Here is a 22,051-nt window from a genome sequence, read left to right as displayed (position 1 = left end):
ACACGCCACGGGTTAGTCACATGCAGCGCGCCACTTCCGTCGTCCGCAAGGCCGCGGTCAAGCAGGACCGGGTCGTCGAGACCCTGACCCTTGACCATGAGGACCGCAACCGTCGTCGCGTCGCGCTGAAGGGCGATGGCGGAAGCGACATCCTGCTCGACCTCGACAAGCCGACGGCCCTGAACGATGGCGACGCGGTCAGGCTGGAGGACGGCTCGCTCGTCCTGATTAGGGCTGCCGCGCAGAAGCTGATCGAGATCAAGGCCGAGAACCCTCTGCGCCTGATGCGCGTCGCCTGGCATATCGGCAACCGCCACACCCCGGCGGAGATCACCGCCGACGCAATCTATATCGAGCACGACCATGTGCTGGCCGAGATGGTCCGCGGCCAGGGCTGCGCGATGAGCGATGTCGAGCGGCCGTTCCAGCCCGAGCGCGGCGCCTACGACCATGATCACGCCAATTGCGGCCATGACCATGGCCACCACCATCACGGCCATGATCACGCTCACGAGCACCACGGCCATGAGCATGCCCATGGCTCCGACTGCGGTTGCGGTCACGACCATCATCACGACCATCACGATCATGATCATGGCCATTCCCATGCCGGCCATGGCGAGGCGCATGCCCACGACCACAGCCATGGCGAGCACAAGCATGAGCACGCCCACGGCGCCTCCTGCGGTTGCGGCCATGACCACCATCATGACGACCACGGCCACAAGCATGACCATGGCCATCACCATGGCGCCGAGCACGGCCATAAGGGCCACAAGCACGACCATTGAGCCATGACCGGGGTTCAGCTGCCCCTGATGATCTGGCTGTCGCCGTCCTTCCCGGTCGGCGGCTTCGCCTACTCGCATGGCTTGGAATGGGCGTTCGAGGTTGGCGATCTCACGGACGCGCAGGGGCTTGAGGACTGGCTCGGCGCGCTGGTCGAGCATGGCTCGCTGCGCAATGACCTCGTCCTCTTCGCCGCTGCCTGGCGCGCCAGCGGCGATGGCGATGCGAAGGAACTGCGCGACGTGGCTGAGCTCGCGCTCGCGCTCGCCAATTCGACCGAGCGGCGGCTGGAGACGGTGACCCAGGGCAATGCCTTCATCGCCGCCATTGCGGCCTCCTGGCCCTGTGCCTCGGTCGATGCGCTGAAGGCAGCCTGGCCGGGCGATGTCGCCTATCCCGTCGCCGTCGCCGTTGCGGCCAGCGGCCATGGCCTGCCGCTGCTGGCTTCGCTCGAGGCCTTCTCGCTTGCCTTCGTCGCCAATCTGGTCTCGGCCGCGGTCCGGCTCGGCATTGTCGGCCAGACCGACGGGCAGCGCGTCACGGCCGCTCTGGCCCCGCTCTTGCGTAGCGCCGCGGCGAGGGCGGAGGCCGCCGCGCTGGACGCGCTCGGCAGCTGCGCCTTCCGCTCGGACCTTGCTTCCCTGCGTCACGAAACCCAGTATTCGAGGCTGTTCCGCTCATGAGCGCTTCCCCCCATGGCCCTTTGCGCGTCGGCATCGGCGGCCCGGTCGGCTCCGGCAAGACCGCGCTGATGGAGGCGCTGTGCAAGCGCATGCGCGACCGCTACGACATCGCGGCCATCACCAACGACATCTACACCAAGGAGGATGCGCGCATCCTCACCGTCTCCGGCGCACTGCCCGAGGAGCGGATCATGGGCGTCGAGACCGGCGGTTGCCCGCATACGGCGATCCGCGAGGACTGCTCGATCAACCTCGCCGCGGTCGCCGAGATGCGCGGCAGGTTCCCGGCGCTCGACCTCATTCTGATCGAATCCGGCGGCGACAATCTCGCCGCCACCTTCTCGCCTGAGCTCGCCGATCTGACGATCTATGTGATCGACGTCGCCGCCGGCGAGAAGATCCCGCGCAAGGGCGGGCCGGGCATCACCCGCTCCGACCTCCTCGTCATCAACAAGACTGACCTGGCCCCGCATGTCGGCGCGGATCTTGCAGTGATGGACCGGGATTCGAAGACCATGCGCGGCAAGCGGCCTTTCGCCTTCACCAATACGCGGGCGGGGGAGGGTGTCGATCAGGTCGTCGATTTCATCGAGACTGCCGGAGGGCTCAAGGCCACGGCGCGAGGCTGAGGGATTTGAGACGATGGCACGCAGGACGATGGCAAGACAGATGACCGCGGCATTGACGCTCCTGCTGACGGGGGCTGCGGCCCCGGCGCTGGCCCATACCGGCGTCGGCTCCGTCGAGGGGCTGGCGCATGGGCTGCTGCACCCGCTGACCGGGCTCGATCACGTCCTGGCCATGGTCGCGGTCGGTCTCTGGGCCGGGCTCGTCGGCGGCAAGGCGCGCATCATCTATCCCGTCGCCTTCGTGTCGACGATGGCGCTGGCCGGCGCCTGGGCCATGGCCGGCGGGCAATTGCCGGGCGCCGAAATCGGCATCGCTGTCTCGATCGTCATCCTCGGGCTCGCCATCGCGCTCAAGGCCTCGCCGCCGCTGGCGGCGGGCGCGCTCGCCTGCGGCATCTTCGCGATCTTCCACGGCTTCGCGCATGGGGCGGAGCTGCCTGAGAACGCCAGCGGCTTCGCCTATGCCGTCGGCTTCATCATCGCCACGGCCGTCCTGCACGGCGCCGGCCTCTTCCTCGCGGCCCGGCTCGCGCAGCATGCCCCTGTTCTCGCGCGCGTCGCGGGCGGCGGGCTCGCCATCGCCGGCGTTGCCATTCTGGCCGGCTGAAGGCCTGCGCCGGCCGGTTGATCCCGGCCGGCAGCCCGTCCTCAGATGATCCGGCGCCGGAGATAGCCGCCGATCTGCTCGACGGCGACGACCAGCGCGAAGATCGCGAGGATGATCGTCAGCGCGGTATCGTAGTCGAACAGGTCGAAGGCGACCTTGAGCTCGACGCCGATGCCGCCGGCGCCGACCAGCCCGAGCACGACCGAGGCGCGGGTCGCCTTCTCGACGCAGAACAGCGAGGTCGCGATGAAGGATGGCATCGCGTTCGGCACCACCGCCGAGAAGATCAGCCCGGTCCGGCTCGCGCCGATGGTCGAGAGCGCCTCGCGCGGACCCTTGTCGGTCTCCTCCATCGCCTCGGCGAAGAAGCGCCCGGCATAGCCGATCGTGTCGACCATCAGCGCCAGCACGCCGGCTGCGGGGCCTAAGCCCACGGCGATCACGAAGAACAGCGCCCAGATCAGGTCCGGCACGGTGCGGAACAGCGCGATCAGCCCGCGCGTCAGCACGCGGGTGATGGGGTGCGGCGACAGGCCTTCCGCCGCGAGCACGGCCAGCGGAAAGCTCAGGATCAATCCGAGCACGCAGCCCGAGACCGCCATCTGGAAGGTCGTCGCGAGCGAGGCGAGGATGCTGTCGAGCCTCGCGAGGTCGGGCGGGAACATCCGCGACAGGATGTTTCCCATATAGGGCAGGCCGCGCACGAGCTTCTCGGCCGAGAGCTCGGAGCCGCTGAACGACCAGACCAGCAGCGCCAGCGCCAGGAACCCGCCCATGAAGGCGGCGGCGCTCGGCCGGGCGAAACGGTCCCCAGCATGGAGGCCGCGCGGGGTGGATTGCAGGCTCATGCGAACACCAGTGCCGGCTGCGCGGCGGGAACGTCCTCGGCCGGCTCCTCGAAGAAGGCGGCGAGCTCCGCCTCGTTGCAGTGCAGGGCGCGCCGGTCGAGCGCGATCCCGCCATTGCCTAGCCCGACGATGCGGTCGGCGAAGCGCAGCGCATGCGCCATGTGGTGCGAGACGAAGACTAGGGTGAGCCCCTTGTCGCGCGTCAGCCGGAAGAGCAGTTCCATCACCTCGCGGCCGGCGCGCGGATCAAGGCTGGCATCGGGCTCGTCGGCGAGCACGATCTGCGGCCGCTGCATTAGCATGCGGGCGATCGCGACGCGCTGCGACTGCCCGCCCGAGAGCGAATCCGCGCGCTGCATCGCCTTGTCGGCGAGGCCTACGGCGGCAAGGCATGCCATCGCCTCGTCGCGGATCTCGGCCGGGGCCAGAGCCTGCGTCCAGGTTCGCGGGCCGGAGCGGCGCGACTGCACGCCATGCACGACATTGCTCAGCGCGCTCAGCCGCGAAACCAGGTTGTGCTTCTGGAAGACGACGCCGACCCGCGCCCGGAAGCGCTTCAGCGCCGCGCCGCGCAGGTCGCCGACGGTCTCGCCCAGCACCGAGATCGTGCCGGCATCCGCCTCGGCGAGGCGCACGATCATGCGCAGCAGGGTTGACTTGCCGGTGCCGTTGGCGCCGATCAGCGCCAGGGCCTCGCCCGGTGGGATCGCGAGGTCGAGCCGCTCGATGATCCGGCGCGTGCCAAAACTCTTGGCGAGGCCGGAGATGGCGACGACGGGCGCGGCTGCGTCCGCCGTCGGCAAGGTCTGCGCGCTCTGCGGCATCACTCGATGAACTTGTTGAACTCGGTGATGCCGATAGTCTGGTAGATCGAGCGGACATAGTCGTAGTCGCTGTCCTTGATCTCCGGGAGGAAGACGCCGCCGGCGAACTTCTTGTTGTCGTCGGTCTCGGAGACGACGGCCTTCATCAGCTCCTGGCCATTGTCGAGGAAGGTCTTGCGAACCTTGGCGAGCACCTCCGGCTTCACCTTCGGGCTGGCGATCATCACGTCGTTCGGCAGGTCGCGGCCGCGGGCGACGACCGCGAAGCCGGCCTTCGGGTCGGATTTGCGGATGCTGTTGAGGTGGCCGAGATTCAGGCCGATGGCGGCGATGTCACCGCGCTTCATCGCCTCGGCGGCGACATTGCGCTTCACGAAAATCGGCTTGTAGTCGACATTGTACTTCAGCCCGAAATCGGCGAGCGCCTGGGCCGGGCCGAGATGCTGCGAGGTCGAGCCGATCTCGCCGAAGGAGATGGTCTTGCCCTTGAGATCGGCGACCGTCTTGATCGGGCCGTTCGCGAGCACGGCGACCTGCGAGAAATAGTCGGGACGCTGCCAGCCGACGACGGGCACCGCGCCGGTGCGCGCCTTGAAGACCACGTATTCGGCCGGGCCGGTCAGGACGAAATCGATCTGGTCGGCCGCCATGGCCTCGACCGCCGCGGTGCGGCCGGAGACCGCGAAGAACTGCATCTTAAGCCCGGAGAGCTTCTCGAAGGCGGCCTTGAACGGTCCGAATTCGCGCTGCAGCGATTCCAACCCGTCGACATCGGTCACGGCGAAACGGATCGTCTCTTGCGCCTGCGCGGCCGGAGACACGAAGGCGGCCGCAGCCGCGATGAATGCATAGGCCAGCTTCTTCAGCATGGGCGTCCTCCCTCGGGGTTCGGAAGGCGGCGCTAAACAGCCCGTGCGACGCTGGGGTGACGGTGGCGCGACGGCTGGATGACGCCCGCCCCGTCATGCCGCTGTCATCTGCCGGTCGCATGCGCCTTCGCCCGAAGCGGCGCGAATGATCCGGGCGCCGGCGACAAGGAGTGGATGCGGTGGCGCTGTTGATCTCTGGTGGCCGGGTGCTCGCCGGCGGCCTCGAAATCGCCGATGTGCGGGTGCGCGACGGCGTGATCGCCCCCGCCGATGCGCCGCTGCCGGGCAACGCCCTGCAACTCGACGCGACCGGCCTGCTCGTCCTGCCCGGCCTCGTCGACTGTCATGGCGATGCCTTCGAGCGGCACATCATGCCGCGCCCCGGCGTCGCTTTCGACATCGATCTCGCCTTGCGCGATGCCGACCGGGCCCTGCTCGCCAGCGGCATCACCACCGCCTTTCATGGCGTCACCTGGTCCTGGGAGCCAGGCCTGCGCGGCGCCGGCAATGCCCGCCTCCTGATCGAGGCGATCGAGCGCCTGGGACCGGAGCTCGGCGCGGATACGCGTTTCCACCTGCGCCACGAGACCTACAATCTCGACGCCGAGGCCGAGATCCTCGCCTGGCTGGCTGAAGGCCGGGTCGGCCTGCTTGCCTTCAACGACCATATGGAAGGCACGCTGAAATCGCGCAGCCGTCCCGAGAAGGTCGGCAAGATGGTCGAGCGCACCGGCCTGTCGCATGAGGACTTCATGCTGCTGGTCGAGAACGTCCACAGCCGCCGCGACGAGGTGCCGGCATCGATCGAGCGGCTCGCCGCCGCGGCGCGGGCGGCGGGCGTGCCGGCCTTCTCACACGACGACATGACCCCGCAGATGCGGCGCTGGTACCGCGGGCTAGGCGTCGCCGTGGCCGAATTCCCGATCGACGAGGAGACGACGCGCGAGGCCGCCGCCCATGGCGAGCCGATCGTCTTCGGCGCGCCCAATGTCGTGCGCGGCGGCTCGCATACCGGCTGCCCGGGAGCCGAGGAGATGGTGCGCCAGAGGCTCTGCACCATCCTCGCCTCCGACTATTACTATCCGGCGCTGCCGCTCGCGCCCTTCATCCTCGCCGAGCGCGGGGCGGCGAGCTTCGAGGCGGCCTGGAAGTTGGTCTCGCAGGGACCGGCCGAGGCGCTCGGCCTCGCCGACCGCGGCGTCATCGCGCCCGGCAAGCGGGCCGATCTCGTGTTGATCGCGCCGGAGCCGCAGCCGCGTGTCGTCGCGACCATCGCAGGCGGCCGCCTTGTGCATCTGGCTGGGCAGGACCTCATCGCCTGAGCGCGGGTCGATAGGGCGGGCTTTTGCCTGCGTCGTTCGGCTGAGCAGTAACGAATTCGTGCGCTCATCACCGAGACGTCGCTCGTTTTTGGCTTGTCGGTCCTAGTTGTCGCAACGTCGTGCCATGTTAATGTTTCCTTTCGGCGCGGGGATTTCAGTAACAACCGAATTTATCGCTGTCTTGCGCCAGTTATATGGAGTTTCGATCCGGCAATTGGGGAGTTGCGACATGAGCAGGAGCGTCGTTGCAGTTTTTCTAGGCCTTTTCCTCGCGCCCGCACTGGTTCAGGAGGTGCCCGCCCAGAGCGCGCAGCCTGCACTGACCGAGGCCGAGGCCCACGCCATCGGCGTCGATGCCTATGTCTACTTCTACCCTCTTGTCTCGATGGACATCACCCGCAAGCAATCGACCAATATCGAGGCCGGCAGGGAATTCGGCAAAGGCCCGATGAACACGTTCGTCAACGTGCCGTCGTTCCCCTCTGCCGACATGAAGCTGGTGGTCCGGGTCAATTTCGACACGCTCTACTCAATCGCCTGGCTCGATCTCACCAAGGAGCCGCAGATCGTCTCTGCGCCCGACACCAGCGGGCGCTTCTATCTCCTGCCGATGCTGGACATGTGGACCGACGTCTTCGCATCGCCGGGATGGCGGACCACCGGCACGCAGGCCGGCAATTTTCTGGTTACGCCGCCCGGCTGGACCGGCACGGTGCCGGCCGATATGGCCCGCATCAGCGCGCCGACGCCGTATACTTGGGTGATCGGGCGGACGAAGACCGACGGCCCCTCGGACTATGAAGCGGTCCACAAGATCCAGGCCGGCTACAAGGTCACGGCGCTGTCGGATTGGGGCAAGACGCCGAAGCCGGTCGAGGTGAAGATCGATCCCAGCATCGACATGAAGACGCCGCCCAAGACCCAGGCCGACAGCATGCCGGCGGACAAGTACTTCGCCTATGCCGCCGAGCTGCTGAAGCTCCATCCGCCGCATCTCACCGACCAGCCGATCGTCGCGCAGATGAAGCGCATCGGCATCGTGCCGGGCCAGAGCTTCGATTTCGCGGCGTTGCCGGCCGCCGTGAAGAAAGGACTCGAGGGCGCGCCCGAGGCCGGGCAGAGGCTGATGCTGTGGAAGCTGCCGACGCTCGCCCGCGTCACGAACAACTGGTCGATGAACACCGACACGATGGGTGTCTATGGCAATTTCTATCTCAAGCGCGCCATCGTCGCGCAGCAGGGCCTCGGCGCCAATCTGCCGGAGGATGCGATCTACCCGCTCAACCTCGCCGACGAGGTCGGCCGGCCGCTAGACGGCGCCAACAAATACATGCTGCATTTCGAGAAGGGGGCTGCCCCGCCGGTCAACGCCTTCTGGTCGATCACACTTTACGACCCGCAGGGCTTCCAGGTCGGCAATGTCCTCAATCGCTTCGCGGTCAGCAGCTGGATGCCGTTCAAGTACAATGCCGACGGATCGCTCGACCTCTATTTCCAGAACGAGAGCCCCGGCAAGGACAAGGAAGCCAACTGGCTTCCGGCGCCGAAGGACGGCTTCAACCTGACGATGCGCCTTTACGGACCGAAGTCGGAAGCGCTCACCGGCAAATGGAATCCGCCGCCGGTCACGCGCGTACAGACGCTGCCGCAGGTCGTCGGACAGTAGTCGCCCGGGAACGGCGCCGGCGCGGCATCGCGTCGGCGCATTCGCTGATTCTCCTCGTGAGCGCCGCGATGACAGCTCTCGAAGTCGAGCGGCCCGGCTTGGCCCGAGCACCGGACTGCATCCGCCCCATCAGGCGTCCTGACCCTTTCATGCGCCGGACAGGTGACGCAGCGTTCGCCGCGGGCACGACCACGACATCGGCTTTATTATCGCAGCAGCCTTACAAAGGGCCGTGCCATTCCCCATGTCCAATAGATGGTTTTCGAGAATGAGCCGCCTTGCGGTTGATGTTTCCCGGCACGATCGCATCCGAGAAAACTGACAATTTGTTTGAGATATCTGGAATTTGCCTGGGATGATCGACTGAGTGCTCAATAATGACATCAAGCTGAAGCCCCGCAAGTCACGACCGAAGACGGCAATGAGCTGATGGCTGGTCGCGGTCGGTCTTTCCGGAAAGTCGATACCATCGTCGATGCGGGCGTCCTCGACTTGATCGCATGCGGCTGGGCATAGGGCCGATCATTACCCCGGGCCGGGCCATTCACGCTGTATCGCCTGCGGCTCCGGCACCGGTGACCCAAGGCACGATCGTGTTTGTGTCGCAGATCCGTCGGGGCCAGCGAAACACGAAGGAGGAGAGTGATGGGACTTAATTTTCCCAATCCCGTCCGCCGGTTCGATCCGGGGCGCTCCTGCGTTTGCTTCTGGGGCTCTGACGCGGCGCTGGAGATCACCTTCCAGATCGACTTCGACGCATTGCGCAAGCTCGGCCCGGCGACGGGGGACGGTGAAGCTGCGGTGCTTTCCGTCTTCGACGAGAACCGCGAGACGATCCTGAAGGCCGCGGCAGCCGCGTACTCCCGAGGTCGGGCCAGCTATCATCGGCTGACGACGGCCAGTTTCTGACGCCAACCCGCTATCAACCGAAAGACCCCAGTGAACGCCATCTCATACAAACCGGGCGATCTCGTCCACCTCACGCGCGATTTCGCCAACCAGCCCAGGCTCGGGCCGTTCGAAATCCTGCGTGTCATGCCGCATGCCGACAACTCGCAGCGGCAGTATCGCGTCCGCGGCTCGGATGGCCGTGAGAGGGTGATCGGCGATGACGAGATCGTCACCGGCCGCCAAATCAACCCGAACCTCTAGGAGGACGCAGTGAATGGGATTTCGAAGCAACGCAAGGATGCGGACAATGCCTTCCTGAAGGTGAAGACCCGATCTTCGATTCGTGACCGGATGGCTTCCGAGGCTGAGAGGCTTGTTCTGGAGCGCGACGCAAAGACAGCGCGGCTGAAGGAACAGCGTCTGGCGAAGGAAGCCGCCGATCGGGAGGCCGCCACGCCTCAAGGCAGATAGGTCCAGGTTTTCCCCCTTCCTCAAACAACTGAATACGGAGGAGCTTTCATGGATGTTTCCGTCGCACCGGCTCCCGAAGAAGCTGCGTGGATTCTGACCGACCTGCTAGGCCGCCCGATGGGGCGGGTGAGAGAGGAGCCGGAGGGCTCGTTTCGGGTCGTCGCCGCCGGCCTGGCGAGAGAGACCCTGAAGACCATGAAACTCGGCCCGTTCCACAGCCTCGATGCGGCCCTGGCCGAGATCGAGCGCTTTACAAGAAGCCGCTGTCGACGGGTTCCCCAGAAGCGCGGGACTGGCCGACCAACCGCAAAAGACGAATCTTGAGAGCTCGGCCGGCGACCGCTCTCATGTCCCCTGTGCGTTAGCATGCGCAGCCCGCGGCTGTGCCTCAGGCGGCGTAGCCCTTGACGCTCGCCAGCGCCGTCATCACCCCGCGCAATTCCGCAAGACCGCGCAGCCGGCCGACGGCGGGGTAGCCCGGGAACGAGCCCTTGCCGGCGTCGTCGAGCAGCTCGTGGCCATGGTCGGGTCGCATCGGGATGCGCCAGTGCTGCCAGCCGGCGGCCTTGCGCCGGGTCTGCTCGCTCATCAGCGCGTCGACCAGCGCCACCATGTCGGTATCGCCGCCGAGATGCTCGGCCTCCATGAAGGAGCCGTCGGCATCCTTGGCGACATTGCGCAGATGCGCGAACCAGATCCGGTCGGCGAAGCGCCGCGCGATCCCCGGCACGTCGTTCTTCGGATTGGCGCCGAGCGAGCCCGAGCAGAGGGTGAGGCCGTTCGATGGCGAGTCGACCGCGCCGAGGATGAAGGCGATGTCCTCTTCGTCCGAGCAGATCCGCGGCAGGCCGAAGAGCGGGCGCGGCGGGTCATCGGGATGGATGCACATGCGGATGCCGACTTCCTCCGCCGTCGGGATCACCGCCTCGAGGAAGCGCTTGAGATTGGCGCGCAGGCGCTCATGGCTCATGCCGCGATAGCGCTCCAGCATGCGCTTCAGTCCCGGCACGTCATAGCGATCATAGGCGCCGGGCAGCCCGGCCATGATGTTGGCGAGCAGGCGGGCACGATCGGCGTCCGATGAGCGCTCGAACCAGGCCTTGGCCTTGTCCATTACCTCGGCCGGATGGCCCTGGTCGGCTCCCGGGCGCTGCAGCATGAAATGGTCGACGACGACATATTCGTGCAGGTTGAAGCGCAGCGCCGTGCCGCCGCCGGGCAGGGGCTCGGCCAGCTCGGTGCGGGTCCAGTCCAGCACCGGCATGAAATTGTAGCAGATCACTTCGATGCCGCAGGCGGCGAGGTTGCGCATCGACTGGCGGTAGTTGACGAAGACCGGCTCGAGATCGCCTTCGCCGATCTTGACGCTTTCATGGATCGGCAGGCTCTCGACGACCGACCAGCGCAGGTCGAGGCTCTTGTCGGCCTCGATGATCGCCTTGCGCTTCTCGATCTCCTCGACGCTCCAGACCACGCCATAGGGGATCTGGTGCAGGGCGTTGACGATGCCGCGCGCGCCCGCCTGCCGCGCCTGGGTCAGCGTCACCACATCGTCCGGGCCGAACCAGCGCCAGGTCTGTTCCATTGTCGGGTGTCCTCTTGCAGGCTTCGTCTTGTTGCAGACTTGGCTTCGCCGACGCTCAGTCGGGCTTGTTCAGGCCGCCGGTGGCGGCGAAGGCATCGACCTGGTTGCGGGCGATGGTCTCGATCGCGTCGAACACGGTGCGCAGATGCGCTCGCATCGTCTTTTCGGCGGCCGCCTCGTCGCCGGCGCTGACCGCCGCCGCGATCTCGCGATGCTCGGAGAGGATCATGTCGGACCAGCCGCCGGTCTCAAGAGACAGGCAGCGCACCCGGTCGAGCTGGGCCTTGACGCCCTCGATCAGCCCCCAGACCGAAGGATGGCCCGAAAGCCGCGACAGCTCGGCATGAAAAGCCTCGTCGCTGCGGAAGAAGCCGGCGCGGTCGCCGGCTGCGAGTGCCTGTTCCTGCTGGCGGATCAGTTGCGCAAGCCTGGCCTTGCCTTCCGTGTCGATGCGTTGCGCAGCGAGGGCAACCGTGCGGCATTCCAGCGTCTCGCGCACGAACTGGCTGTCATAGACGGCGGCGAGATCGATCGGCGCGACGAAGGTGCCGACCTGCGGCACGACTTGCAGAAAGCCTTCCTCGACCAGTCGCTTGAAGGATTCGCGCACCGGCGTGCGGCTGACGCCGAACTGCAGCGCCATGCGGGCCTCGGAAATCGCTTCCCCCGGGCGCAGTGCCGCGTTCAGGATGTCGCTCCGCAAGGCGCGATAGATCTGGTCCGTGGTCTGTCGTGCCGCTGCGATGCCCATTGCCAAGCTCTTGTTCACTAGTATACTAGGATACCGGTCGAGGCAGGGAGGCGTCAACTCCGAATGCCTTGCGTGCGATAATGGTCGGGCAGGGGCCGGCACAAGATGGTCGGCGCCGGTTTCGGTGCAAGCAAAGAAGCGGCAAAGCCGCCGCGAGGAGGGAAAATGGTCCAGGACAGCATGAATCGGCGTACGTTCCTTGGTGGCGTCGCCGGCGTGGCCGGGCTGACGCAGGCGCCGGGCGTCTTCGCCCAGCAGCTCAAGATGCCGTCGTCGCCGCTCGGGATCAGCATCATCGATGTCGGCGGTGCGCTCGCTTTGGTGCAGCAGCCGCTGGAGAACTACTCCAAGGCGAACCCCAAGCTCGTCTCGCGTATGACCTTCACAAAGGCGCCGGCGCCCGAACTGCCGGCCAAGCTGAAGGCCCAGCAGGCGGCCGGCCGCGTCGACATCGATTTCGTCATCGGCGGTCTGGACGTGCTCTCGGCCGGTATCGACCAGAAGCTCTGGGTCGAATTGCTGCCGCGCTTCGCGGGCGAGCTGCCGAAGCCCGACGATATCTACCTCAAGCCCGCTCTCGCCATGCACAATCTCGGCTCCGGGCAGGGCATGGCGATGGTCTATTACCCGTCCGGCCCGCTGCTCGAATACATGCCCGACAAGGTCAAGACTCCGCCGACCACGGCACAGGAGCTGCTCGACTGGACGAAGCAGAACAAGAACCGCTTCCTCTATGCCCGCCCGGCCAATTCCGGCCCGGGCCGCACCTTCATCATGGGGCTGCCCTACATCCTCGGCGACAGCGATCCCAAGGATCCGGCCAAGGGCTGGGACAAGACCTGGGCCTATCTCAAGGCGCTGGGCGAGAACATCGAGTACTACCCGGGCGGCACCGGCGCGACGATGAAGGAGCTCGGCGACGGCACGCGCGACATCATCGTCTCGACCACCGGCTGGGACATCAATCCGCGCGTCCTCGGCGTCGTGCCGAAGGAAGCCAAGATCCAGACGCTGAAGGGTTTCCACTGGGTCACCGATGCCCAGTACATGATGATCCCCAAGGGCGTCTCCGACGAGAAGCTCGCCGTGCTGCTCGACCTGATCCGCCACATGCTGACGCCGCAGCAGCAGGCCTACACCTATGACGAAGGCTATTTCTATCCGGGCCCGGCGGTGAAGGACGTGCCGCTCTCGATGGCGCCGGAATCGAGCCAGAAGGCGATCCGCGAATATGGCCGGCCGGAATACGACAAGCTGATCGCCGAGAACCCGATGGAGACCCCGCTCGACCCCGACAAGATGGTCGTCGCCTTCCGCATGTGGGACGAGCAGGTCGGCGGCGCCAAGCGCAAGTAAGCCTGCATCCTCCGCTATCCGACAGGCCGGTCCTTGACCGGCCTGTCGCCTTGCTGTCGCCTGTCTCCGGACTTTAGCCGTCCGTCCGAACCAGATGGTCCTCATGACGATACATGCTGCGAACTTCCGCGAACTCAGGCTCGACCGGCTCTGCCGCGATTTCGGCACCCACAACGCCGTCAAGGACGTCTCGCTGACCATCCGGCAGGGTGAGTTCATCGCGCTGCTCGGCCCTTCGGGCTGCGGCAAGTCGACGACGCTGAACCTGATCGCGGGCCTCCTGCCGGCGACCGGCGGCGGAATCTGGCTCGACGAGAAGCGCATCGACCCGCTGCGTCCTGAAGAGCGCGGCTTCGGCATGGTCTTCCAGAGCTACGCGCTCTTCCCGCATATGAGCGTGCGCAAGAACATTGGCTTCGGCCTGAAGATGCGCGGCATGCCTAAGGCCGAGAGCGAAAGCCGCGTCGCCGAGGCTGTGGCGCTGGTCCGGCTCCAGGGCCAGGAGGACAAGCTTCCCGGCCAGCTCTCCGGCGGCCAGCAGCAGCGCGTCGCAATCGCCCGCGCCATCGCGGTGCAGCCGCCGCTCGTGCTGATGGACGAGCCGTTGTCCAACCTCGACGCCAAATTGCGTCTCGAGATGCGGGCCGAGATCCGGCGCATCCATAACGCTCTCGGCGCCACCACGATCTATGTCACGCACGATCAGGAGGAGGCGCTCTCGCTCGCCGACCGCATCGTCGTGATGCGCGATGGCGAGATCCGTCAGGTCGGTGGCCCCGAGGACCTGTTCTCGCGGCCCGACCATCTCGATGTCGCCGAGTTCATGGGCTTCCGCAACAAGGTCTCCGGCAAGGTCGCGAGCGTTGCCGGCGACCATGCGACCGTGACGGTCGGCTCCGTCGGCGTCGCCGGGCGCATCCGCACCGCGGCAGCCGCCGGCGAGGTCGCCCATATCTCGATCCGCCCGGAGGACCTGCATCCGGTGCCCGACGGCGGGCCGGGCCTCGAGGCGAAGGTCGTCTCGACCGAGTTCCATGGCCGCGAATTCGTCGGCTTTGCCCGCATGGCCGACGACACGCCGCTGACCTTCCTGGCCGATCGCCGGATCGCGCCGGGCACCGACATCCGTCTCGCCGCCGACAAGGAGCGGGTTCTGGTCTTCGGAGGCGCCGCATGAGCCCGGCATCCACCGACATCCCACTTTCGCAGCGCCTCGCCGCGCGCGGCCTCGACGGCCTGACCCTGCTCGTCCTGCCGGCTGTCATCTTCCTGCTGGCGCTGTTCGTCTACCCGTTCTTCTACGGGCTCTTCCTTTCCTTCACGCCCAAGGCTGGCGGGGCGTTGGCGAATTATCAGCGCTTCTTCTCCGATTCCTTCCTCTACGGGACGATCGCGACCACGCTCTGGCTCGCTCTGCCGGTGACGATCGTGACGCTGCTGCTGGCGATCCCGATCGCTTTCCGCGTCCGGCTGATGAAGAACCAGCGCCTGCTCACCACCATCCTGGTGATCCCGATCACGCTCGGCACCGTGCTGGTCGCCCAGGGGCTCTTGAACTATCTCGGCCCGCAGGGCTGGTTCAACCGCACGCTGATGACGATCGGCCTGATCTCCTCGCCGGTGAAGCTGCTGCACAATTACTGGGGCGTGATGCTCTCGCTGGTGATCACCGGCTTCCCCTTCACCTTCCTGTTGACGCTCTCCTATCTCACCGGCGTCGACCCGGCGCTGGAGCAGGCCGGCGCCACGCTCGGCGCCGGGCCCTGGGATCGCTTCAAGCACATCCTCTTCCCGCTGCTGCTGCCCGGGCTCGCCATCACCTTCTGCCTGAGCTTCGTTCAGGCCTTCTCGGTCTTTCCCTCGGCGGTCTTGCTGGGGGCGCCGGCGGGGCCGACACGCGTGATCTCGATCGCGGCCTATCAGGCGGCCTTCGAGGAATACGACTACTCGATGGCCTCGGCCGTCGCGATGATCATGGGCATGGTTCAGCTCGCCATCGTCGTCGCGGTTCTGGGCCTGCGCGGGATGCTCTATCGCGGCCCGGCCGGCGGCGGGAAGGGCTGATCCGATGGTCAAGGACACCCGCCTCACCACCAAACTCTGGGCCGCGGCCAACTGGACGCTGATCGGCTTCTTTATCGTCAACCTGTTCGCGATGATCGCGACGGTGCTGACCAGCTCGTTCTCGACGCGCTGGCTGCGCTCCTGGTTGCCCGATGGCTGGACGACGCGCTGGTACGGCGCCGCCTGGGCCGAGTTCCAGCTCGGCGACGTGCTGACGGTCACCTTCCAGATCGTCTTCCTCGTCGTCTTCCTGTCGGGGCTGATCGGCGTACCGGCCGCCTATGCGCTGGCGCGGCGCGATTTCCCCGGCAAGAAGCTGGTCATGCTGCTCTTCCTGCTGCCGCTCCTGGTACCGCCGATCACCTTCGGCATCCCGTTGGCGACCGTGCTCTACCGCACCGGGCTCGCCGGCTCGATGTCGGGCGTCGTGCTCGCCAATCTCGTGCCGACGGTGCCCTTCGTCATCCTGGTGATGATCCCGTTCATCGAGCAGATCGACACCAAGATCGAGGCGGCAGCGCGCGTCTTCGGCGCCAACACCTTCAAGCTCTTCATCCACGTTCTGCTGCCGCTCCTGATGCCCGGCATCCTCGCCGCGCTCCTGCTCGTGCTGGTCAGGACCATCGCCATGTTCGAGCTGACCTTCCTCACGGCGGGGCCGACCAGTCAGACGCTCGTGGTGGCGCTCTACTATGCGGTGTTCGCCGCCGGCGTGCGCGCCGTGCAGTCGATCGACGCCATGGCGGTGATCTACATGGCGACGACGCTGATCTGGCTCGTCATCGCGCTGCGCTTCGTCAATCCGACGCAGATCGTCGCGCGGGCGAAGCGCTAGGGAACTTAGCGCCGCCTGCCGCATTCCTCCGCAGCCGTTCGAGCTGCGGAGGGTGCCATGGTCGCAAGGCGCAAGACAGGCGAGGCCAACGCTTCGGGCCGGCTTCGCCGGACCACTCCCGAGGATCTCTCGATCAGCCGCATCCGCGTCGGCCGCAACTTCGGCTATCGCGATGCCGAAGGCGGCAAGGTCAACGACGAGGCGACTCTCGCCCGCATTCGCGCACTGGCGATCCCGCCGGCCTATCGCGACGTCCAGATCGCCAGCGATCCGCGCGGCCATCTTCAGGCTGTCGGGCGTGACGAGGCCGGACGCATCCAGCATCGCTATCATCCCGATTGGGAAAAGGTGCGTGAGCGCCGCAAGCTGAAGCGGTTGGCGCAGCTGGTCGAGGCCTTGCCCCGGCTGCGAGAGCGGATCGCCGCTGATCTGAAGGGAAGGGACCTTTCGCGTGCCAAAGCGCTGGCCTGCGCCGCCGCGATCATCGATCGCTGCCATATCCGCGTCGGCAACGAGGTCTATGCCCGCAGCAATGGCAGCCATGGCGCCTCGACCCTGCTCAAGCGCCATATCGCCGTCACCGGCAGGCATGTTGCGCTGTCCTTCCGCGGCAAGGGCGGCAAGGACATCGCCTGCGGCCGCGACGACGCGCCGCTCGCCCGCGCCCTGACGCGCCTTGCGACGCTGCCGGGTCGGCGGCTCTTCCAGTATCGCGACGAGGACGGCGCGGTCGCATTGATCAACGCCGCCGAGATCAACGCTTATCTGCGCGAGGCCGCCGGCCTGCCGGTGTCGAGCAAGGATCTGCGCATGCTCGCCGCCAATGCGGCCGCGGCCGAACTCCTGCTCGCGACCGAGATCGCCACCAGCGAGCGCGGCCGCAAGCGCCAGCTCGCCGACATCATGCGCGCCATCTCGGAGCGGCTGGTCAACACACCGGCGGTGGTTCGCAAAAGCTATGTCCACGCCATCGTGGTCAGTTCCTATGCCAGCGGCAAGCTGCAGCGGGTCTACCGCCGGGCGAGGGCGCGCGGCGGCTGCTCGCGCATCGAACGGGCGCTGGGATTGCTGGCGGCATGACTTGATCACAGCGCATGGCCGCCGCCCGACAAATCCGGCTGCCGGGGCTTGCGATGCGGCGCGCAGTGGTGAAGCTCGGACAAAACCATCCGAGGAAGCGCCAGCATGTTTCTCACCAATTCCGACATGGTCGAGCTGATCGAGCTCAGGCATGCGCTGCACCGCGCGCCCGAGCTCTCCGGCGAGGAGCGCGAGACGGCGCAGGCCATCGTCGGCTTCCTTTCGCCCAGCGCGCCCGACCGGGTCGTCACCGGGATTGGCGGCCATGGCGTCGCCGCGATCTATGAGGGCAGCGAGCCGGGTCCGACCGTGCTGGTCCGGGCCGAGCTCGACGCGCTCCCGATTGAGGATTTGTCCGGCGTCACGCACGCATCGCAGGTGCCGGGCAAGGGCCATCTCTGCGGCCATGACGGCCACATGACCATCCTTGCCGCGCTCTCTCGCGGTCTGGGACGCCAGAGACCGCAGCGGGGCAGGGCGATCCTGATGTTCCAGCCGGCCGAGGAAACCGGCGCGGGCGCCGCGGCGGTCATCGCCGATCCGAAGTTCAAGGAGATCGCGCCGGACTTCTCTTTCTCGCTGCACAACAAGCCGGGCATGCCGCTCGGCGCCATCCGCCTGTCCGAGGGCGCGGCGAACTGCGCCTCGCGCGGCCTCAAGATCGTGCTGAGCGGCCGCACCTCGCATGCCGCAACGCCGGAACACGCGATCTCGCCGATGAAGGCGCTCGCCCGTCTGCTGCCGGAGTTGACGGCGCTCGGTCCGGGCGGGGCGCTCGATGCGAATTACCGCCTCGTCACGGTCACCCATGCAAGCATGGGCGAGCAGGCCTTCGGCATCACGCCCGGCCGGGCCGAGATCTGGGCGACGCTACGGACCCTGAACGATTCGCTGATGGGCGCGCTCTGCAGGGACGCGGAGGCGCTGGCACGCGAGGCAGCCGAGGCCGGTGGGCTCTCGGTCGCCATGGACTACTTCGACGTCTTCCATCACTGCGAGAACCATCCCGAGGCGGTGGCACATCTGCGCCTGGCGCTCGACGATGAGGGCATCGCCCATGGCGAGACGCCGCCGCAGCGTGGCTCGGAGGATTTCGGCCTGTTCGGCCGCTCCTCGAAATCGGCGATGTTCCTGCTCGGCTCCGGCGAGGCGACGCCGCCCTTGCACAATCCCGACTACGATTTCCCCGATGCGCTGATCGCTCCCGGCGCCCGCGTCTTCATGCGCACGATCCGCAATCTGCTGGGGTAGAGACGGTCGGCCGTCGTGCTCGGGCGAAGCGAAGCGCAGAACCGAGAATCTCGTGCAAGAGATGCTCGGGTCTTTGCCCGAGCATGACGCGCCCAGGCTGGATCGTGTATGCGCACCGGTACCGCCGTCACGAGGGACCCCATGCGCAGGATCAGGATCATCGGCATCGGCGCCGGCAACCCGGAGCATCTGACGCTCCAGGCCGTCAGGGCGCTGAACGAGGTCGATGTCTTCTTCGTGCCCGACAAGGGGGAGGAGAAGGCAGCCTTGCGCGAGCTGCGCGAGGAGATCTGCCGGCGCTATATCGAGAAGCCTGCCTATCGCATGGTGCCGCTGCGCGTGCCGCAGCGTGCTCCCGCCGGCTCCGACTATCGCGGCAGCGTCGATGACTGGCATGCGGCGCTGGCCGAATCCTATGAGCGCCTCTTCGCCGAGGAACTTGGCGAGGGCGAGGTCGGCGGCCTGCTCGTCTGGGGCGATCCGGCACTCTATGACAGCACCCTGCGGATCATCGAGGCGGTCCGCGCCCGCGGCTTCGCGCTCGACTACGACGTCATCCCCGGCATCAGCAGCGTCCAGGCGCTGGCAGCGGCGCACCGGCTGGTGCTGAACCGCATCGGCGAGCCGGTACTGATCACCACCGGCCGCAAACTGGCGGAGAGCGGCATGCCGGACGATCAGGGCAGCGTCGTCGTCATGCTCGATGGCGAGCAGGCCTTTGCGAAGATCCCGCCGGAGGAGCTCGATATCTACTGGGGTGCCTATCTCGGCGCGCAGGAGGAGATCCTCGCTTCCGGCCCGCTTTCGGAGGTTGCCGGGGAGATCGTCGAGCGCCGGACTGAGGCCCGCGCCGCCCATGGCTGGATCATGGACACCTATCTCCTGCGCCGGAAGAGCTGAGCCAAAGACGACCGGGTTGGAAGCGGCCTGCTGCGTCAGTCGCGCGGCTTCGCAACCGCTGCGAACTGGGCTAGCTTGTCTAAAATCTGAGATTCTAGGTGACGACAGGGCCGACCCGATGGCTATCCGCTTCGACGAGATCGGCCACCGGCTGAAGGCCTACCGGCTCGGGCGCGGCCTGATGGCCGAGGAGGTTGCCGAGCGGCTCGGCATTTCGCGCGCCGCGGTCTACCGCATCGAGCTCGGCGGCGTCGTCAAGATCGAGACGCTCGAGCGGCTGGCAGGTGTGCTCGAGACCACGGTCGCCTCGCTGCTCGGCGCGGGGGTCGAATACTATGCGAGCCCGGTCGCCTATTTCGAGCGCATGCGGCAGATCGAGGAAGAGGCGGACCAGGTCGTCGCCCATTTCCCGCCGCTCTCCTATCTGCTGACCTCCGGCGACTACGCCTCCTATCTCCGGCGCACGCTGGTCGAGGCTCTGCCGCCCCATGTCGAGGACCGCGACAAGGCCGAGGGCGAGATCGACGCGGTCATCGCCATCCTCGACGAGCGCCGCAAGGCCCGCGAGCGCCGTCGGCTCAGCGTCGTCAATTTCGTCAATGTGCTGGAGATCGAGCGCTGGCTGAAGCTCGGCATCGTCGGTCGCTTCAACCTTCCCGAAGACGAGTTGGTCCGGCGGCGCCTCGCTGCGCGGGCCGAGGTCGAGCATCTGCTGGCGCTGATCGAGAGCGAGCCGATGGGCATCCAGATCGGATTGATCGAGGAAACCCTGCCGAACATGACCTTCCAGCTGTTCCGGACCGCGGAGAAGACCCTGCTGGGCCTGAGCCCGTTCCGGCTTGGCGGCGAGTTGCCGAACCTCCGCTCCGGCATCGCCATGCTCACGGCGGACGAGCAGCCGGTCAGGCTCTATGAGGCGCTGGCCGAGGATCTCTGGCGCCGGGCGCGCAAGGGCAGCGATGCCGGGGCACTGTTGCGTGCGGCACTGGCACGCTCCGGCGCGACAGTCGAGCGCACGCCGAAATCGGCCTCAGGTCGCGGCTGAGACCGGCAGGCGCAGGACGGTGTGGGCGACCTGTTCGAGGGCTTCGTCAGGGTTTGCGCAGCGTGTCGCACCGTCCACCGCCGGGGCGCCCTCCAGCAGGAAGACCGGGCGCCCGAACTGCAGCGCGAAGGCGATCTCCGACAGCGTGCCATAGCCGCCGCCGATCGCGATCAGGCTGTGCGCGGCGCGCGCGATCAGGGCGTTGCGCGCCACGCCGATTCCGGTCGCGAGCGGTACTGTGACGTAAGGATTGGCGGCTTCCGGCTCGGTGTCGGGCAGGAGGCCGATCGAGAGGCCGCCGCCGTGGGCGACGCCGCGGCAGACAGCCTCCATCACGCCGGCGCGCCCGCCGCACAGCACCGTCAAACCGTGCCGGGCGAGCAGGAGGCCGGTCTGTTCGGCCGCCTGCTCCTGTGCCGGCGTGGGTGTCCGCGTGCCGATCACCGCGACCGGCGTGCGCAAGGGCCGGCCGCTGGCATGCTGGAGCCAGTGCAGCGCCTCGATCGGCGTGACGGGCTCGCCCTCTGCGGACGCCGTGTCCGGCTGCCATTGCAGCGTCGCGGCATCGAAGCCGCCACCGCGGTCGTCGCTGAGGCGGCCATGCGCCCGATCGAGGATGAGGCGCATGGCGTGGTGGCTCAGCCTTGCTTTGCCTGGTTGAAGTCCGAGATGCCGCCATGCGCTGCCGACCATTTGGCTGGCTCGTTGAGGAAGCTCTCGACCTCGTCCAGCACCTTCGGCTCGAAATGGCCGCTCGCCTTGGCGACCTTGAGCACGTCCCACCAGGTGGTGAGATAATGCAGGCCGACGCCGATCTCCTTCATCATCTCGCGGCCCTGCGGGAAGATGTCGTAGTAGAACAGCACGAAGCAGTGATCGACCTTGGCGCCGGCGTCGCGCAGCGCCTTGCAGAAGTTCACCTTGCTGCCACCATCGGTGGCGAGGTCCTCTACCAGCAGCGTACGCGCGCCCTCGACCACTTCGCCTTCGATCTGCGCATTGCGGCCGAAGCCCTTCGGCTTCTTGCGCACGTATTGCATCGGCAGTGCCAGCCGGTCGGATATCCAGGCGGCGAAGGGGATGCCGGCCGTCTCGCCGCCGGCGACGATGTCGATCGATTCATAGCCGATGTCGCGCACTATCGTCGTCGCCGCGAAGTCGATCAGAGAGGAACGCAGCCGCGGGAAGGAGATGATCTTGCGGCAGTCGATATAGACCGGGCTCGCCCAGCCGGAGGTGAAGATGAAGGGCTTGTCCTTGTAGAAGTGGACGGCCTTGATTTCGAGCAGCATCTTGGCCGCCTCGAGGGCGATCGTTTCCCTGTCGACCGGCATGTAGAGATTGGGCATGGTCTTCTTCTCCAGGGGCTGAGCGCCATCGTTCGCCGGCTGCGGCGTTCGGGCGGGGCAATGTCGGGTTCGCAAACGGCCCCTTCTCAGCGCGATGACGATCGAGGTCAATCCCTGAATCGCGCGCCGATACGCCGATGCTTGTGGAAACCCTGCCGCTTTCCAAAAGTGTCGCAAAATTGAGATTTGGGATTGCAAATGAGATAGTGCCGTGACAATCATGCCGCCGTGCGGCG

At 66.8% G+C, this 22,051-nt stretch carries 25 protein-coding genes; 18 read left to right on the top strand and 7 right to left on the bottom strand.

Annotation, left to right across the window (positions count from 1 at the left end; translation table 11 throughout):
- Positions 1-20 precede the first annotated feature (20 nt).
- The 4 genes from DK26_RS08740 to DK26_RS08725 are packed head-to-tail and all read left to right on the top strand — an operon-like array spanning position 21 to position 2,708.
- On the top strand, positions 21-791 hold the full coding sequence (locus tag DK26_RS08740; RefSeq protein ID WP_066470662.1) for an urease accessory protein UreE: 771 nt from the start codon (positions 21-23) through the stop codon (positions 789-791).
- Positions 792-794: 3 nt separating this feature from the next.
- Positions 795-1,472: an urease accessory UreF family protein gene (locus DK26_RS08735; protein ID WP_066470660.1), complete on the top strand. Its 678-nt coding sequence runs from the start codon at positions 795-797 to the stop codon at positions 1,470-1,472.
- Positions 1,469-2,101 (top strand): urease accessory protein UreG, encoded by a 633-nt coding sequence (gene ureG, locus DK26_RS08730; RefSeq protein ID WP_066470658.1) that lies wholly within the window; start codon positions 1,469-1,471, stop codon positions 2,099-2,101. Before DK26_RS08735 ends, ureG begins: the two co-directional genes overlap by 4 nt.
- Before the next feature lie 40 nt (positions 2,102-2,141).
- Positions 2,142-2,708, top strand: a complete 567-nt coding sequence (locus DK26_RS08725; RefSeq protein ID WP_066470655.1) for a HupE/UreJ family protein — start codon at positions 2,142-2,144, stop codon at positions 2,706-2,708.
- Between the two features lie 41 nt (positions 2,709-2,749).
- Here DK26_RS08725 and phnE read toward each other — a convergent pair whose 3' ends face one another.
- Genes phnE through DK26_RS08710 form a run of 3 tightly spaced genes read right to left on the bottom strand, consistent with a single transcriptional unit; the run spans position 2,750 to position 5,249 of the window.
- On the bottom strand, positions 2,750-3,556 hold the full coding sequence (gene phnE / locus DK26_RS08720; RefSeq protein ID WP_066470653.1) for a phosphonate ABC transporter, permease protein PhnE: 807 nt from the start codon (positions 3,554-3,556) through the stop codon (positions 2,750-2,752).
- Positions 3,553-4,380: an ATP-binding cassette domain-containing protein gene (locus DK26_RS08715; protein WP_083533083.1), complete on the bottom strand. Its 828-nt coding sequence runs from the start codon at positions 4,378-4,380 to the stop codon at positions 3,553-3,555. The genes phnE and DK26_RS08715 overlap by 4 nt, the downstream gene beginning before the upstream one ends.
- On the bottom strand, positions 4,380-5,249 hold the full coding sequence (locus DK26_RS08710) for a PhnD/SsuA/transferrin family substrate-binding protein (protein WP_066470651.1): 870 nt from the start codon (positions 5,247-5,249) through the stop codon (positions 4,380-4,382). Before DK26_RS08710 ends, DK26_RS08715 begins: the two co-directional genes overlap by 1 nt.
- Before the next feature lie 179 nt (positions 5,250-5,428).
- On the opposite strand from DK26_RS08710, the gene DK26_RS08705 reads away from it, so the two are divergent.
- The 6 genes from DK26_RS08705 to DK26_RS08680 all read left to right on the top strand — a co-directional run bounded on the left by DK26_RS08705 (position 5,429) and on the right by DK26_RS08680 (position 9,923).
- Positions 5,429-6,571 carry an alpha-D-ribose 1-methylphosphonate 5-triphosphate diphosphatase gene (locus DK26_RS08705; protein WP_066470828.1) on the top strand — a complete coding sequence of 381 codons (1,143 nt, stop codon included), beginning with the start codon at positions 5,429-5,431 and terminating at the stop codon, positions 6,569-6,571.
- Between the two features lie 229 nt (positions 6,572-6,800).
- Positions 6,801-8,237 carry a DUF1254 domain-containing protein gene (locus DK26_RS08700; RefSeq protein WP_066470649.1) on the top strand — a complete coding sequence of 479 codons (1,437 nt, stop codon included), beginning with the start codon at positions 6,801-6,803 and terminating at the stop codon, positions 8,235-8,237.
- 645 nt (positions 8,238-8,882) lie between these two features.
- On the top strand, positions 8,883-9,146 hold the full coding sequence (locus DK26_RS08695) for a DUF1488 domain-containing protein (protein ID WP_083533082.1): 264 nt from the start codon (positions 8,883-8,885) through the stop codon (positions 9,144-9,146).
- A 30-nt stretch (positions 9,147-9,176) separates the two neighbouring features.
- Positions 9,177-9,389, top strand: coding sequence for a hypothetical protein (locus DK26_RS08690; RefSeq protein WP_066470646.1), 213 nt, complete (start codon positions 9,177-9,179; stop codon positions 9,387-9,389).
- Between the two features lie 9 nt (positions 9,390-9,398).
- Complete coding sequence (locus DK26_RS08685; RefSeq protein WP_066470644.1) at positions 9,399-9,599, top strand: hypothetical protein; 201 nt, start codon at positions 9,399-9,401, stop codon at positions 9,597-9,599.
- A 48-nt stretch (positions 9,600-9,647) separates the two neighbouring features.
- On the top strand, positions 9,648-9,923 hold the full coding sequence (locus tag DK26_RS08680) for a hypothetical protein (protein ID WP_066470642.1): 276 nt from the start codon (positions 9,648-9,650) through the stop codon (positions 9,921-9,923).
- Between the two features lie 64 nt (positions 9,924-9,987).
- On the opposite strand, the gene uxuA is transcribed toward DK26_RS08680, so the two are convergent.
- A complete protein-coding gene (gene uxuA / locus DK26_RS08675; protein ID WP_066470640.1) occupies positions 9,988-11,184 on the bottom strand; it encodes a mannonate dehydratase in 1,197 nt (398 codons plus the stop codon).
- A gap of 55 nt (positions 11,185-11,239) precedes the next feature.
- The gene (locus tag DK26_RS08670; RefSeq protein WP_066470633.1) at positions 11,240-11,935 is read right to left on the bottom strand and encodes a GntR family transcriptional regulator; all 696 of its coding nucleotides are present in this window, start codon (positions 11,933-11,935) and stop codon (positions 11,240-11,242) included.
- Between the two features lie 180 nt (positions 11,936-12,115).
- Here DK26_RS08670 and DK26_RS08665 point away from each other — a divergent pair, with 180 nt between their 5' ends.
- The 8 genes from DK26_RS08665 to DK26_RS08630 all read left to right on the top strand — a co-directional run bounded on the left by DK26_RS08665 (position 12,116) and on the right by DK26_RS08630 (position 20,466).
- On the top strand, positions 12,116-13,291 hold the full coding sequence (locus DK26_RS08665) for an extracellular solute-binding protein (RefSeq protein ID WP_248309907.1): 1,176 nt from the start codon (positions 12,116-12,118) through the stop codon (positions 13,289-13,291).
- A gap of 103 nt (positions 13,292-13,394) precedes the next feature.
- Positions 13,395-14,468 carry an ABC transporter ATP-binding protein gene (locus DK26_RS08660; RefSeq protein ID WP_066470827.1) on the top strand — a complete coding sequence of 358 codons (1,074 nt, stop codon included), beginning with the start codon at positions 13,395-13,397 and terminating at the stop codon, positions 14,466-14,468.
- Positions 14,465-15,355, top strand: a complete 891-nt coding sequence (locus tag DK26_RS08655) for a sugar ABC transporter permease (RefSeq protein WP_066470625.1) — start codon at positions 14,465-14,467, stop codon at positions 15,353-15,355. The genes DK26_RS08660 and DK26_RS08655 overlap by 4 nt, the downstream gene beginning before the upstream one ends.
- A 4-nt stretch (positions 15,356-15,359) precedes the next feature.
- Positions 15,360-16,190: an ABC transporter permease subunit gene (locus tag DK26_RS08650; protein WP_066470621.1), complete on the top strand. Its 831-nt coding sequence runs from the start codon at positions 15,360-15,362 to the stop codon at positions 16,188-16,190.
- A 57-nt stretch (positions 16,191-16,247) separates the two neighbouring features.
- Positions 16,248-17,270 carry a DNA topoisomerase IB gene (locus tag DK26_RS08645; protein ID WP_066470619.1) on the top strand — a complete coding sequence of 341 codons (1,023 nt, stop codon included), beginning with the start codon at positions 16,248-16,250 and terminating at the stop codon, positions 17,268-17,270.
- A 105-nt stretch (positions 17,271-17,375) separates the two neighbouring features.
- Entirely contained in the window at positions 17,376-18,521 is a 1,146-nt protein-coding gene (locus DK26_RS08640; RefSeq protein ID WP_066470617.1) for an amidohydrolase, read from the top strand.
- Between the two features lie 141 nt (positions 18,522-18,662).
- Positions 18,663-19,421, top strand: a complete 759-nt coding sequence (cobF, locus tag DK26_RS08635) for a precorrin-6A synthase (deacetylating) (protein ID WP_066470612.1) — start codon at positions 18,663-18,665, stop codon at positions 19,419-19,421.
- Positions 19,422-19,539: 118 nt separating this feature from the next.
- Complete coding sequence (locus DK26_RS08630) at positions 19,540-20,466, top strand: helix-turn-helix transcriptional regulator (protein WP_066470610.1); 927 nt, start codon at positions 19,540-19,542, stop codon at positions 20,464-20,466.
- Here DK26_RS08630 and DK26_RS08625 read toward each other — a convergent pair.
- Both DK26_RS08625 and DK26_RS08620 read right to left on the bottom strand, forming a co-directional pair.
- Positions 20,452-21,093, bottom strand: coding sequence for a TIGR00725 family protein (locus DK26_RS08625; RefSeq protein ID WP_066470608.1), 642 nt, complete (start codon positions 21,091-21,093; stop codon positions 20,452-20,454). The two genes, DK26_RS08630 and DK26_RS08625, sit on opposite strands and share 15 nt — an antisense overlap.
- Before the next feature lie 11 nt (positions 21,094-21,104).
- Positions 21,105-21,815 (bottom strand): orotate phosphoribosyltransferase, encoded by a 711-nt coding sequence (locus DK26_RS08620; protein WP_066470605.1) that lies wholly within the window; start codon positions 21,813-21,815, stop codon positions 21,105-21,107.
- Positions 21,816-22,051: the final 236 nt, after the last annotated feature.

This window comes from Allobosea sp. WAO (assembly GCF_001509835.1).
Taxonomy (GTDB): domain Bacteria; phylum Pseudomonadota; class Alphaproteobacteria; order Rhizobiales; family Beijerinckiaceae; genus Allobosea.
The sequence above is the reverse complement of the archived record's forward strand: the minus strand, read 5'-3'. Positions and strand labels throughout refer to the sequence as shown.

What these genes read in the sequence shown, in the direction of transcription:
- cobF (WP_066470612.1), top strand. Translation starts at nt 18,663, where the DNA reads ATGCGCAGGATCAGGATCATCGGCATCGGCGCCGGCAACCCGGAGCAT.
- DK26_RS08695 (WP_083533082.1), top strand. Translation starts at nt 8,883, where the DNA reads ATGGGACTTAATTTTCCCAATCCCGTCCGCCGGTTCGATCCGGGGCGC.
- DK26_RS08725 (WP_066470655.1), top strand. Translation starts at nt 2,142, where the DNA reads ATGACCGCGGCATTGACGCTCCTGCTGACGGGGGCTGCGGCCCCGGCG.
- DK26_RS08735 (WP_066470660.1), top strand. Translation starts at nt 795, where the DNA reads ATGACCGGGGTTCAGCTGCCCCTGATGATCTGGCTGTCGCCGTCCTTC.
- phnE (WP_066470653.1), bottom strand. Translation starts at nt 3,556, where the DNA reads ATGAGCCTGCAATCCACCCCGCGCGGCCTCCATGCTGGGGACCGTTTC.
- DK26_RS08740 (WP_066470662.1), top strand. Translation starts at nt 21, where the DNA reads ATGCAGCGCGCCACTTCCGTCGTCCGCAAGGCCGCGGTCAAGCAGGAC.
- DK26_RS08630 (WP_066470610.1), top strand. Translation starts at nt 19,540, where the DNA reads ATGGCTATCCGCTTCGACGAGATCGGCCACCGGCTGAAGGCCTACCGG.
- DK26_RS08710 (WP_066470651.1), bottom strand. Translation starts at nt 5,249, where the DNA reads ATGCTGAAGAAGCTGGCCTATGCATTCATCGCGGCTGCGGCCGCCTTC.
- DK26_RS08700 (WP_066470649.1), top strand. Translation starts at nt 6,801, where the DNA reads ATGAGCAGGAGCGTCGTTGCAGTTTTTCTAGGCCTTTTCCTCGCGCCC.
- DK26_RS08670 (WP_066470633.1), bottom strand. Translation starts at nt 11,935, where the DNA reads ATGGGCATCGCAGCGGCACGACAGACCACGGACCAGATCTATCGCGCC.
- DK26_RS08680 (WP_066470642.1), top strand. Translation starts at nt 9,648, where the DNA reads ATGGATGTTTCCGTCGCACCGGCTCCCGAAGAAGCTGCGTGGATTCTG.
- DK26_RS08640 (WP_066470617.1), top strand. Translation starts at nt 17,376, where the DNA reads ATGTTTCTCACCAATTCCGACATGGTCGAGCTGATCGAGCTCAGGCAT.
- DK26_RS08715 (WP_083533083.1), bottom strand. Translation starts at nt 4,380, where the DNA reads ATGCCGCAGAGCGCGCAGACCTTGCCGACGGCGGACGCAGCCGCGCCC.
- DK26_RS08650 (WP_066470621.1), top strand. Translation starts at nt 15,360, where the DNA reads ATGGTCAAGGACACCCGCCTCACCACCAAACTCTGGGCCGCGGCCAAC.
- DK26_RS08665 (WP_248309907.1), top strand. Translation starts at nt 12,116, where the DNA reads ATGAATCGGCGTACGTTCCTTGGTGGCGTCGCCGGCGTGGCCGGGCTG.
- DK26_RS08655 (WP_066470625.1), top strand. Translation starts at nt 14,465, where the DNA reads ATGAGCCCGGCATCCACCGACATCCCACTTTCGCAGCGCCTCGCCGCG.
- DK26_RS08620 (WP_066470605.1), bottom strand. Translation starts at nt 21,815, where the DNA reads ATGCCCAATCTCTACATGCCGGTCGACAGGGAAACGATCGCCCTCGAG.
- DK26_RS08625 (WP_066470608.1), bottom strand. Translation starts at nt 21,093, where the DNA reads ATGCGCCTCATCCTCGATCGGGCGCATGGCCGCCTCAGCGACGACCGC.
- uxuA (WP_066470640.1), bottom strand. Translation starts at nt 11,184, where the DNA reads ATGGAACAGACCTGGCGCTGGTTCGGCCCGGACGATGTGGTGACGCTG.
- ureG (WP_066470658.1), top strand. Translation starts at nt 1,469, where the DNA reads ATGAGCGCTTCCCCCCATGGCCCTTTGCGCGTCGGCATCGGCGGCCCG.
- DK26_RS08645 (WP_066470619.1), top strand. Translation starts at nt 16,248, where the DNA reads ATGGTCGCAAGGCGCAAGACAGGCGAGGCCAACGCTTCGGGCCGGCTT.
- DK26_RS08660 (WP_066470827.1), top strand. Translation starts at nt 13,395, where the DNA reads ATGACGATACATGCTGCGAACTTCCGCGAACTCAGGCTCGACCGGCTC.